Source organism: Kamptonema formosum PCC 10802 (assembly GCF_000332335.1).
Classification (GTDB): domain Bacteria; phylum Cyanobacteriota; class Cyanobacteriia; order Cyanobacteriales; family Oscillatoriaceae; genus Oscillatoria.
In genome coordinates this window covers 4,837,111-4,849,336 of sequence record NZ_KB235948.1, presented here as the reverse complement: position 1 = coordinate 4,849,336, position 12,226 = coordinate 4,837,111, and the positions used below count along the sequence as shown (strand labels likewise).

7 protein-coding genes are annotated in these 12,226 nt (G+C 52.7%); 2 read left to right on the top strand and 5 right to left on the bottom strand.

What is annotated here, in order from left to right:
• The first annotated feature begins 447 nt into the window (after positions 1–447).
• Both OSC10802_RS0121200 and OSC10802_RS54700 read left to right on the top strand, forming a co-directional pair.
• The gene (locus OSC10802_RS0121200) at positions 448–1,293 is read left to right on the top strand and encodes a DUF2382 domain-containing protein (RefSeq protein ID WP_017718775.1); all 846 of its coding nucleotides are present in this window, start codon (positions 448–450) and stop codon (positions 1,291–1,293) included.
• Positions 1,294–1,657: 364 nt separating this feature from the next.
• A complete protein-coding gene (locus OSC10802_RS54700; RefSeq protein ID WP_017718773.1) occupies positions 1,658–2,509 on the top strand; it encodes a DUF2382 domain-containing protein in 852 nt (283 codons plus the stop codon).
• A gap of 60 nt (positions 2,510–2,569) precedes the next feature.
• Here the strand turns inward: OSC10802_RS54700 and OSC10802_RS41080 are convergent, their stop codons facing one another.
• The 5 genes from OSC10802_RS41080 to purD form a co-directional block, all read right to left on the bottom strand.
• Positions 2,570–3,094 carry a hypothetical protein gene (locus OSC10802_RS41080; protein ID WP_017718772.1) on the bottom strand — a complete coding sequence of 175 codons (525 nt, stop codon included), beginning with the start codon at positions 3,092–3,094 and terminating at the stop codon, positions 2,570–2,572.
• 445 nt (positions 3,095–3,539) lie between these two features.
• The gene (locus OSC10802_RS0121175) at positions 3,540–4,241 is read right to left on the bottom strand and encodes a Uma2 family endonuclease (RefSeq protein WP_026098683.1); all 702 of its coding nucleotides are present in this window, start codon (positions 4,239–4,241) and stop codon (positions 3,540–3,542) included.
• Positions 4,242–4,830: 589 nt separating this feature from the next.
• Positions 4,831–8,139 carry a CHAT domain-containing protein gene (locus OSC10802_RS0121165; protein ID WP_017718769.1) on the bottom strand — a complete coding sequence of 1,103 codons (3,309 nt, stop codon included), beginning with the start codon at positions 8,137–8,139 and terminating at the stop codon, positions 4,831–4,833.
• A gap of 567 nt (positions 8,140–8,706) precedes the next feature.
• Complete coding sequence (locus OSC10802_RS0121155; protein ID WP_017718767.1) at positions 8,707–9,918, bottom strand: caspase family protein; 1,212 nt, start codon at positions 9,916–9,918, stop codon at positions 8,707–8,709.
• 424 nt (positions 9,919–10,342) lie between these two features.
• Positions 10,343–11,632 (bottom strand): phosphoribosylamine--glycine ligase, encoded by a 1,290-nt coding sequence (gene purD, locus OSC10802_RS0121150; RefSeq protein ID WP_017718766.1) that lies wholly within the window; start codon positions 11,630–11,632, stop codon positions 10,343–10,345.
• Positions 11,633–12,226: the final 594 nt, after the last annotated feature.

Here is a 12,226-nt window from a genome sequence, read left to right as displayed (position 1 = left end):
TGATGAGTGAGACGCTTAACCCCAGTGCGGGAGGGCCGGTTTTGGAACAGTAGCAATAAAGGATTTTAATCCGGGGGAGTAAGCTGCTGTCTGTCCCAACTGGATATGAGGCGAAAACCGTGCGCTGTTTCCTGCCAAGGCGATTTGGGATTTGGGATTTGGGATTTGGGATTTGGGGATTAAAAAGGCGGCAGTAAGGTCTTGACAGGCCCGGGGTGCGGCTAGGCACGGGCGCTGTTTCCTGAGATGGCGCAAGCGCACTCTACAGATGATGGCGATTTAATGAATTAAGAAAAGACCTGTTTTTAGGGGGGGATTAACCGGAAGCGATAGCGCATACTTCGGCAGGTTTAGAGGGGGAGTGGGGGAAATCTGCCTCTGGGGAGATGCAGTGCCGGCGGAGAATATTTTACCGTGGGAAATGTAGGTTCAGTGGGAGAATAAAGCATGGCTCTTCTAAAAATTGCAGACTACTATCCCAACTACCAGGAGGAAATTTTAGGAGATCGCGACATCAAAGGGATGGATGTCTATGCCGGCTCGACAGACGAGAAGATTGGCACGGTTTACGATATTCTAGTTGATGATACCGGTCGTTTCCGGTATCTGGTTATTGACACCGGCTTCTGGATTTTCGGCAAGAAAGTGCTGCTGCCGGTCGGATCGAGCCGCATCGACTATCAGGCGCGGCGCGTGTACGCCACCGACTTGACGAGCAAACAGCAAGCGGAATCCTTGCCCGAGTACCGCGAAGACATGACGGTGGATTACGATTATGAAGAGCGGGTGCGGGGGGTTTACCGCACGCCAACAGCTGCCGGCACCGCGACGGGTGCAGGAACCTACGACAGCAACACCTACAGCTACGACCGAGATGCGGCGCTCTACCAAATGAACGAACAGGAGCACCAACCGCTGACGCTGTACGAAGAGCGGCTGATCGCTAACAAGAACCGCGAAAAAACCGGTGAGGTTGCGGTTGGGAAGCGGGTTGAAACCACAACAGCCTATGCTGGCGTGCCGGTGGAAAAAGAGCGCGTGGTGATTGAGCGGACAACTCCAACCGACGCAGGTCGAGTCGCTGCTGAGGGCGAGGCTTTCCAAGAAGGGGAAGTGGCGCGAATTGAAGTTTATGAAGAAAAGGCTGACATTCACAAAGAAGCCTTTGTTCGGGAAGAAGTGAGCGTCCGCAAAGAAGTCGATCGGGAGACGGCTACCGCCTCCGACGAGGTTCGCCGAGAAGTGCTAGACGTTAACACTGAGGGGAATCCGGTTGTGGAGCACAACCGCTAGGCAAAGCAGCTGCCGGTTCCCACCTGCCAATTTGGGATTTGGGATTGAACAAACGGCAGTAAAGCCTTTTCCGCCAGAATCAAAAATCCTCTCTATCTCAAGTGGGTAGAAGCTGCGCTCCCTCCTTTTAGGGAGCGCACCTTAGAAGGACGCCGGCGGTGGGGCGCAAACCATTTTGGATTTTAGATTTTGGATTTTGGATTGAAAATACGGGCATCAAGGGGTTTTATCCCTCCGCAAAAAATACTGTCTATCTCAACTTCTCTCGTTCCCAGGCTCCGCCTGGGAACCCAATCAGGAGGCAGAGCCTCCTTTCAGCGGAAAAGCAGCTTAAAAGCCTAACAGCTTACCAAAGGAGCGAATAATGAGCGAGGAAGTCTCTGCCAGAAGGGCTGAACCTTTAAAACAAAACGCTCGTCTTGCCGGCCATCTTGACCAGTTGAAAAGTCAGCTGCTCAATTTGGTCGTTCGGGACGAGCGAGGAGAGCCGGTGGGCACCGTAAAGGATTTAACTGTCGCCCCGCCAGGCCAGCTAAATTTAATTGTATCTCAGCCAGACGAGAGAGCCGGCTTCCGGCAGTTTATTTTAAATAGCAAGCTCATTCAAAGAATTGAATATGGGACTCAATCGCTGTTTGTAAACCTCACCTCGGAACAGATCGAGGATCTGCCTGAATACATCCCCCTGCCGGAAGAATTTGCCGAGAGCGAGGAGCACCGGCGGGAGCGGGAAACTCAATTGCCGGCGGGGAGCAATCTAGAGCCCGATTTTGCAGAGCGGAAAGAGGATGCAGCCCACATGGAAATTCGCTTGCTAGAAGAGCGGCTGGTTGTCGATCGGAGCAAGCAGAAAATCGGCGAAGTTATTGTCCGCAAAGAAATCGAAACCCGGATGGTAGAGGTTCCAGTCCGGCGAGAGAAACTGATTGTAGAGCAAATCAGCCCCCAGCACAAACAGCTAGCAGAAATTGATTTAGGAGAAGCAGAAGTCACCGGCACGCAGGCGGGTGAAATCGCCTCTCCCACTCCCACGGTAACCGGGGAATTTGACTCTCCTGAAAGTGCCAGCCGATTTCTAGAAGCGATTGCCGAGAACCGCCCTCACGGGTGCGCCAAGGTGCGAGTGGAACTGATTCTGGCAAATGCGGAACTGCAGGAAACTTACCGGCAGTTGTTGCAGCGGCACTCCCACTCCTCTTCTCCCCCTCCCGCCTGACGGTGGTGCGGGAGGAAGAAGCGTGAAAGGATGTGATTGCTCAGCTGTTCGATCTGGCGCTCAATAATAATATTGACCGCGAGTGCAGTCCACCGTAACCACCTGGCTAAACTCTCCATCTTTGTTCAGGCAAAGTCCCACCCAGTTGATTTTGCCGCGCCAGATATCCATAACGAAGAAACGAATCCTTCCTTTCTTTTGAGAGAGGCGTTTCAGTATGGCTTGATTGGGACAGAGTATTTGCAGTGTGACAGAGTCCTCCTCTTCAATTATCCGGTACAGGCAGTCGCGCAAGATGGCGCGAATGCTGCTGTCGAAACCGTTGTGAAATGTGCGCAGCTTTCCCCCCAAGCTGTCGTACTCGGGGTTCAAACCAAATGGGCCATCATCATCAGAGTGGAACGGGTGATTCATGGTCGCCGAGTCATTTAGTTTGGATATCTTCACGATACCGTACCGGGTTGCCAACCCGAGCGCCCCGTCCCGAAAGCCGGCAGCCCCCTGTGCCGGCGCGGCGGACACCTCCCCCACAGAAGGCCGAAAACAAAAAACGCCCAGCAAATGGGCGTGTCCATCAGGGTGCATCTATATATTCTCAGTATAGCCCCCGAGGGGTATAACCCATCAATCTTTCCCAAAAATTTACGTTACCGTAAAGTCTTTGTAAATCCCCCGTCTTCTGGGAACTCAGGCGGCGAGCTCTCGTCTGCTCTTCCCCTGCGGCATTGACGCTCACGCCACAACCGAAGCGCGAAATTTCTCTCTCCCCCAATCTAAGCCCACCCCTGCCCTTTCGCCCGGAGCCACACGCCGAAAACAAAAAACGCCCAACCAGTGGGCGTGTCCATCAGGGTGCATCTGCTCCCAGCCTAGCTGTTGAGGGGTGCAACCCGCCACCCCTCTTCATAAAAATTTACATTCAGCCCGAGCGTCTGGATCATTCGTGTAAATTTCAGAACCCCGGTTTCTTAAAGAAACCGGGGTTCTGGGCGTAATGGACAAGGCCAAAGCGCTGCGAAAAGCGCCCTTTTCACTCCGGTAACTCGCCAAAGTTTTGCCGGTAGCGAGCGAGAAGAGCTTCCATTTCTTCCCGCCGCTGGCGCTCCTGCTCGGCGCGTTCCTCCGCCTCCTGTCGCGCGAGACTTTCCTGGCGCAGCGCCTCCGCCAGTTCGGAAGGAACCAGCAATTTCTCGCCGGTATCCTCCCGGTAAAAGCCAATCAGTTTGTCCTCCACGGCTAAACGCAGTTGCAAGGGTTCACTGCGACTGTCTGTAATGGGTTCGTAAGTTTCTCCCCGCAGGCGATAGCCCCGCAATTTTTCTGCGATCCACTCGCCTTTGGGGTCAAATAACCAGTATTCCTTGACCTCTAATTGCTCGTACAGGTCTTTTTTTGAAACTCTATCCTGTTCTTCAGTGCCCTTGGATGTCATCTCAAAGATGACTGCCGGCACTTGTCCTTCCTCCCAAATTTTGTAATTGTCCCGCCCTCCGGGGGCGACATCAAAAATCACCATCACGTCGGGGGCTACTCGGACTTTGGGGAAGCCTTGCGAGTAGTAAATAAACTGGTTGCCCAGAACAGTCGCCTGACGCCCCGCTAGGTATTGTTTGAGGACTTCTAGGACTGTCAGTAATGCATATAAGTTGTCATAGGTTTCGGCCACGGGTTCACCATCCGCACTGGGGTAGAAGATTTCGGTTTGTTGGGGTGTGGGTACAATGGCAGTCATATTCAGGCCGGCGAGCATCTTAACTCTATTATATAGCCGGTCTAAATCATTCGTGTAAATTTCAGAAACCCTTATTCTTAAAGAAACCGGTTTTCTGGGCAAACAGCGAAATTTTATCGGAAAGGGGTTGACAGAAACCGGCATCTTGCGCTATCTTGGTAGTGTGGGAAAATGTGCCGGCATATAAGGTCGCCGGCAGCCGGGGAGAGATGTTGGTAAGCCCACCGGCACTCAGGGGGGAATCTATAATCTTTGTAGGCAAGCGGGTATTAAATGAACCGCCAAGACGCCAAGAGCGCCAAGGGAAGAGAGGGAGAAAGTCTGAAAATTTTCTTGCATTGGGGGTTGACAGAAACCGGCAGCTTGCGCTATCTTGGTAGTGTGGGAAAATGTGCCGGCATATAAGGTGGCCGGCAGCCGGGGAGAGATGCCGGTTGCGGCAATGAGCGCCACCGGCATGTTAGGCTAAGCTATCTACAAGATATCCCTTTTCGTGTGCCGGTGAAAGCAACACGCCCGACAGTTCAGAAGCGCTGCTGCTGACAGCTTATAGCTGATGCAGAAACCCGGTTTCTTTTGCAATCAGCGCTTACCGCCAATCCCCCTGCACTGTAAACGCCGCCCAATAATAAGGAGACTGCCACTGTCCGGAATGGAACATCTCTAACTGCGCCTCCCTCAAAGCTTGAATCGGATTTTTCCCCTGATTCAGCATCTTCTGGTAAAATTTAGCCATGACTTCCGAAGTCGCCACATCGTTCACACTCCATAAAGATACCACCACCCGCCGCGCCCCCGCATACATAAACCCCCTTGTCAAGCCCACTAACCCCTCTCCTCTCACCTGTTTGCCCAAGCCGGTTTTACAGGCGCTCAAAACTACCAGTTCCGCCGGTAAATTCAAGTTGAAAATATCGTGGAGACGCAAAAACCCATCTTCGGGCTGTCCTTGTTCATTCAACAGGGATAGCACCACTCCCGACAGTTCGGGATTGACAGGATCGAGTACCCCGTGCGTGGCCAAATGAACAATCTGATATTGCGATAAATTCCGGTCAGTCGCTTGCGGGAGAGAGGCATTAAAGTCCAAAGCTTGTAACCGCTGGCTTTCGGGAACTAAAGCCAGAATTTTCTGGGCTTCGGTGCGGGTATATTCCAGACGAGAAAATTCTGGGCCACTTTGCCCCAAGCCTAAATTTCGGGTCGCCCGCGTTAGGGCTGAATTGTTGAGGGTTTCAGGACTTTCTTGGGGTGGGGTTTTAGTCAGGCGAGGGTCATCTTTATCGAAAACCGGGTCAGCCAGCACAGCCACGGTTTTAGGCACAGGAGAGCGATTTTGCAGCTGCTGGCGCTGAATGGCAATTGTTGAAGCCGAAGGCAGGGTGACAATTTCATTCTGCACTACAAGCGGCGCAGTGGGAGAAAAGGGAATCGGTAAGGCGGCAAAGGGAACATATTGCAAGACCCCATCCCCAACAATTAATAAGCGTTTCTTCCCCAGTTGAGACGCCACAGGCGTCAGCAACATCTGGCTGAGGGGAAGTCCACTCTCCACAGATGCCTTGCTATCCTTAGTAACAGCTTCTCGGAAAGATTCGGCGGCGGCTTCTATTTCACTTTGTTTGGGCAGGACATAGCTGGCGATACTGTTTTTAGTCACAGCCCAGAGATAACTGCGGTCTTCCCCCAGGGAATATTCTAACAGGAGGGTATCCTCATCCAGGACTTGCTGTTGGATTTGTTCTAAATTCAGCGGGTCGGGATATTTCAGGTTAGCGTAGCGGGGACTGGTGACGCGAATTTTGGCTTGCAGTTCCTTGAATTGATTGAGTAAGGAGTCAGATTGGGCCTTGAGTTCATCGACCTGTTCTTGGGTGTATTGACCCTTGGTGAGTTGATATCGTTGATTTTCTACGGCGTTGAGTCGCTGCTGTAAGTTCTGTTCCTGCTGTAAGAGTTGTGGGTCAACCCCTTGACGGATATTCGCACCGGCTTCCGTGAGGAGTTCCAGGAGACTTCGGGCGCGGCTGCGTTCGCTGGCGTGGAGGGCTTTGGCATCGTAGCCTTGGGAGGGGTTTTGTTGATGCAGTTGCATTAACAGGTCAATGTAGAACTGGTAATAATTTTGGACAGTGGCAAAGTAGGATTGACGGAGTTCTTGAGAACCGATTTTGGTGCGGAGGTCTTCGATAATGGCAATGGCAGCTTCTATGTCAGTCAGGGCTTCGGTGAGGTTGCCTTGGTTGCGCCGGAGGTAGGCGAAATTGCTGAGGGTTGTGGCTTCCCCCTGTCTATCCCCAACTGCCCGAAATAGGGGCAAAGCTTGGTTGTAAAATTCCAATGCCTTCTGCTTTTCTCCCAGGGAGTCGTACATACGGCCAATATTGTTGAGAGTCCCGGCTTCCCCCCCTCTATCCCCCACTGCCCGTGTTAGGGGCAAGGCTTGGTTGAGGAATTTCAATGCCTTCTGCTTTTCTCCCAGGGAGGAGTACACACCGCCAATATTATTGAGAGTCATGGCTTCCCCCCGTCTATCCCCCACAGCCCGTAATAGGGGCAAGGCTTGGTTGTAGAATTCCAATGCTTTCTGCTTTTCTCCTAGAGAGTTGTACACAAAGCCAATATTGTTGAGAGTCGCGGCTTCCCCCCCTCTATCCCCCACAGCCCGTAATAGGGGCAAGGCTTGGTTGTAGAATTCCAATGCCTTCTGCTTTTCTCCCAGGGATTCGTACACACCGCCAATATTGTTGAGGGTTGTGGCTTCCCCCCCTCTATCCCCCACTGCCCGTGTTAGGGGCAAGGCTTGGTTGTAGAATTCCAATGCTTTCTGCTTTTCTCCCAGGGAGTTGTACACAAAGCCAATATTGTTGAGGGTTGTGGCTTCCCCCCCTCTATCTCCCACAGCCCGTTTTAGGGGCAAGGCTTGGTTGAAGAATTCCAATGCCTTCTGCTTTTCTCCCAGAGAGGAATACACACCGCCAATATTGTTGAGAGTTGTGGCTTCCCCCTGTCTATCCCCCACAGCCCGTCTTAGGGGCAAGGCTTGGTTGAGGAATTCCAATGCTTTCTGCTTTTCTCCCAGGGAGTTGTACACAAGGCCAATATTGTTGAGAGTCGCGGCTTCCCCCCCTCTATCCCCCACAGCCCGAACTAGGGGCAAAGCTTGATTGTAGAATTCCAATGCCTTCTGCTTTTCCCCCAGGGAGGAGTACACAAGGCCAATATTGGTGAGGGTTGTGGCTTCCCCCCCTCTATCCCCCACAGCCCGTAATAGGGGCAAAGCTTGGTTGTAGAATTCTAATGCCTTCCGCTTTTCTCCCAGGTCGTCATTAATGCTGCCCATACCGACCAGCGTGACGGCTTCATTTCCTTTATCCCCGGCGGCGCGATAGAGTTGGCGGGCGGCTTCCCACTTTTCCAAAGCTGCCCGTAATGACTCTGCTGTTCCTTGCTTAAAGAGTTGCACTCCCTCTTGCAACAGTCTATCCGCTTCTGGACTGCTGCTAGTTTGGGCGATGATGCTGCTTTGATGGGAGAAGGAACCGGTAGCATCCCACTTTTCTATTCCGGCTGAAAGGGTGCCGGCTAGAGAGATTTTATCCGCCTCTTTCCAGGAAGTGAGAGGGGATACAGGTTCATGAAAGCCCGCGCAGGCGGGCTTTGTTTGTATAGCCGCGATTTCAATCGCCAGGGCGTCTCTGCAAAAACGGGATTCTCCCAAGGAACCGGCTTTCTGAACAAACCCGGTTTCTGAGGGGTTGGGTGTGGCCAGCCCTGACTCCGACAGCAACGCCCCCATGATAACTCCTGACAGGGAAACTCCCTGGAGGAACGCCAAAACCAATTTGTCCTGACTTGTTTTTTGTTTCAATTTTTTACCCATTCCCTCGACTTCCATTAACTTCACCCTCCTAAGACACCATGCTGCTGAATTTGATCCTGATGGATGGCCCGAACAATTTCTTCAGAAATCCATAATGGTTCATTCATTGGGCTAATTCCCGTAAGGCATTTTTATACTTCTCGCTAATCACTTGATAAGCTGCCATTGCCCTATCAAATTCAGATGGATCAAGGATTTCTTGACGCATTTCTTGCCGAGTCATTTTAATTCCCTCTCAGATTAACATTTGGAAAACCACCATTTAGAGACTGTTTCTAAAGAATTGTTAAGGACACCAGGGTATGAGAAACCGGGTTTCTTTTGCAAATGTAGGGGCGGCCCCCCGTGGCATTGGTGTCAACTTAAGCTCCCGGCGATTGAAATCGCGGCTACACAAACCAAGTCCGCCTACGCGGACTTAAGAGAAGAGCTAGAATCTTAAAACCCGCGCAGGCGGGTTTTGTCTGTGTAGCTGCGGTTTCAACCGCCCAGAGGCTGCGGGACACAGCTTAAATTGACACCAATGCCCCCCGTGGCCGCCCCCGGTTTCTGGCAGCTTCACTTTTGTTTAGAAACAGTCTCTTAAGTCATCAAACGCAAGGGCGTTCCTACTGTTACCGCTTTCTCAACATTAGCTTGCGCAACTATCCCCTCCCGGACAGCAACTCTCACCTGTCCCGTCCCGTTAACAGCAGTAAATACAGTTCCCGCTTTCACCTTTCGCAAATCAGCCCCCCCCAACCACAACTGAGCGTTACTGCCACTCACCTGCGTGACAACCGCTTGGGCGGGAGAATTGGGATTCTCAATAAAATACGGGCTTTGCAGTTGATACCCGCTTCCCACTTTGACTTCATAGCGGGGGGTTTGATTCAAGTCGTCTGTAAGTTCGGGGGCTATCTTCTTAAATATCCGGTCGATGTTGGTATCTTCCCGCCAGAGATAATGAGTTAGCGAATAACTAAATATCCCACATTCCAAGCCATTAATCTTAAGTTCCCGCGCCTGTTGGTTCGGAGCGCTCGCCGCTAATACCGCTCCTTTGGCCACCCCTGTGCGATAGCCTTGAACAAATTGCTCGTGCGACATATTTAATCGAGACAGCCACTGTTGCTGATAGCTTTTTTCCTCAGGAGAAACTGAGACATTTTGGCCCCCATCGCGAGAGCGAACTCGCACATCTCGCGTCGCCCCGCCGGAATGACAGCTATCCAAGACAGCGGTGACATTTTCGGTTTGCAGGGCGGACATCAGCAAAAATAGGGTATGTCCCATAATATCTTTAACCGGCCCTCCCTTTTCGGGATATCCCACCGGCAGAGTCCCATCCACGGGAACGAAAGTGCCATTCAGCTGTTTCGGGTTACCCACCTCCCTGAAAATCGGGTCGGGGTCAAAAATGCGGGAACCGTGTCCGGAATAGTGGTAAACGACCACATCTCCCGGTTTGGCTTGTTTGATTAAATGCTCTTCAAAAGCCGTTAAAATGCCGTCGCGAGTTGCTTTTTCATCCAGCAAGGTGTAAATATCTTTCGGGTTAAAGCCGAAACGGTAGATCAGCAACTCTCGCTGCAACTCTGTATCATTGACACAGCCTTTGAGGGCGCGGGGGGAGGGATAGCTGTTAATGCCAACCAGTAACGCCAGTTTGCGCGGCGTATTTTGGGCCAAAACTTGACCGTAGCGTTGGGCTTGTCGTTGCAAGACCAGGGGGTGAAGTCCCAGGGTAGCTAGAGTAGCCGTTGCGAATTGCAGGAAGTGCCGGCGAGAGATGTGAGTCCTATTCTGAGTCATAGTTACTTGTTTGGTAGTAAAGTCAGTAACTCGTAGTAGGGTGCGTTCCCTCTTAGGGAACGCACCCTACCCCTACCTTTCCACCGGCAGCACAGAATCGGCAAGCACCCACGCGCCATAACTGCTATAAAGAAACATTTAACTTACTATTCTAGCTTAGAGCATTGCCTCGCTTCACCGGCAACCTATTATAATTTCTTAAACTTTTATCAAGAGGTTTGTAGTTGGGCTTTAGCCCTACCGGGGACAGGGGCTAAAGCCCAACTACGAACCTTTTCCAGGCAGAGCCTGGGAACGAGGCAAATCCCCCCACCCCCCGAAAAACAAAAAACGCCCAACAAGTGGGCGTGTCCATCAGGGTGCATCTACATGAAACTAATCTAGCACGTGTAGGCTCACACCCCCCATCCCGCTTAACAAAAATTTACAATCCGCCCCGGCGCACCCGGTGGCCGATATCCCGCCGGAAATACCGGCCCTCAAACTCAATGCAGTCCACCGCCGCGTAGGCGCGGGCAAAGGCGTCGTCAAACGTATCGCCGGTGGCGGTGACGCCCAAAACCCGACCCCCATCCGTCAGCAGCTCTCCCTCCTTGAGACGGGTGCCGGCGTGAAACACCACCGCACCGGCAGCCTCAGCTCGCTCAATGCCGGCGATCGTGTCACCCTTTTGGTAATCCCCAGGATAGCCACCGGCAGCCATCACCACACAAGCGCACGCCCCCGGTTTCCAGCGCACCGGCGGCTGTTCAGCCAGCGTCTGGTTCGCGCACGCCAGCATCAAATCCTCCAGAGGCGTTTCCAGCAGCGGCAAAATCGCTTGCGTTTCCGGATCGCCAAACCGGCAGTTAAATTCCAGCACCTTAATATCACCTGCCGGTGACACCATCAAACCGGCATACAGCACCCCCCGGTAGTCAATCTTGCGCTCTCGCAAAACCGCCACCACCGGTTCGAGAACCTCCCGCTGAACCCGCTCCATCAGCTCAGGCGTCAAAATCGGTGCCGGTGCGTAGACCCCCATACCCCCCGTATTTGGCCCCGTATCCCCCTCACGAATCGCTTTGTGGTCCTGCGCCGGCAGCAAAGGCCGCACCGAAAGGCCATCCGTCAGCGCCAAAACCGACACCTCTTGCCCCGTCAGGCACTCTTCAATCACCAGGCACTCGCCGGCTATGCCGAACTGGCCACCAAACGACGCCTCAATCGCCGCCTGCGCCTCCTCAACCGTGTGAGCTACCGTCACCCCCTTTCCTGCAGCCAGCCCATCCGCCTTGACCACAATCGGTGCCCCCTCCTGCGCCACATAGGCGAGAGCCGCCTCCGGGTGGTCATCGGTAAACACAGCAGACCTAGCCGTCGGAATCCCAGCTTCCTGCATCAGACCCTTGGCCCAAGCCTTACTCGACTCAATCTGAGCCCCCGCTTGCGTTGGGCCAAACACAGTCAAATTCTGCTGCTGGAGATAGTCGGCTAGACCCCTAGCCAGCGGCAGTTCCGGGCCAACCACCACAAGGCCCACACCATGCTCCAGCGCCGCTTGTTTAATCCCGTCGAAATCATCAGCGCTCAGCGGCAAATTCTGGCAGCGCTCCATCGCCGCAGTGCCCCCATTTCCCGGAACCACAAACACCCGCTCAATTTTCGGAGATTGCAAGAGTTTCCAAGCGAGGGCGTGCTCTCGACCCCCATTGCCAACAACCAAAACCTTCACGATACCCTCTTTTAAGTCAATTCATACTGCCGGCGATCGCGTGGCAGCTAAATGGACTCTACCACCCTCAGGGTTCTCCAAGCTAGTGCTTGCGCAACTTCACCAGAAGTCACATTTCGTTACTCCCACTCTCGCCAAAGGGCAGTCGCCGTGCCGGTGGCCATTGGGGGCTACGCTGAACTTGCGAACTTTTGGGCTAAAGCCCATACTGCGCAACTTTTGTTTAAATACAAGGCGGGGGCAAGTAAATGTTCTCACCCGCCCCCGGAATCTGGTTTAGTTCCACGCTAGCCTGCTAAAAAATACCTACGAGGATGACGGAAGTAAACGCAAACAATACTAGCATGGAGACTATGATGATGTCACTCACACTCTCATCGGTGTGGTGTTTTACCTTGTTGCTAGAGTCAGCCATAACGCTCTCCGTTTCAAGAGGTTTGCTGTAATTGTAACTGATTTTCGAGGCAAGTTTCTGCTTTCAACAATATCCTTTAGGAATATTCAACAAACTTAAAACTCTAGACCGGCTCTATGCCTTTTGGAATAGGTAATGTTTCCTGAGTATTATAGCAGTAGGCAGTTAGGTTAGGACGT

Bases quoted from the DNA above. Each gene is read 5' to 3' on its own strand.
- OSC10802_RS0121165 (WP_017718769.1), bottom strand. From the start codon at position 8,139: ATGGAAGTCGAGGGAATGGGTAAAAAATTGAAACAAAAAACAAGTCAG.
- OSC10802_RS54700 (WP_017718773.1), top strand. From the start codon at position 1,658: ATGAGCGAGGAAGTCTCTGCCAGAAGGGCTGAACCTTTAAAACAAAAC.
- OSC10802_RS0121155 (WP_017718767.1), bottom strand. From the start codon at position 9,918: ATGACTCAGAATAGGACTCACATCTCTCGCCGGCACTTCCTGCAATTC.
- OSC10802_RS0121200 (WP_017718775.1), top strand. From the start codon at position 448: ATGGCTCTTCTAAAAATTGCAGACTACTATCCCAACTACCAGGAGGAA.
- OSC10802_RS41080 (WP_017718772.1), bottom strand. From the start codon at position 3,094: ATGCACCCTGATGGACACGCCCATTTGCTGGGCGTTTTTTGTTTTCGG.
- OSC10802_RS0121175 (WP_026098683.1), bottom strand. From the start codon at position 4,241: ATGACTGCCATTGTACCCACACCCCAACAAACCGAAATCTTCTACCCC.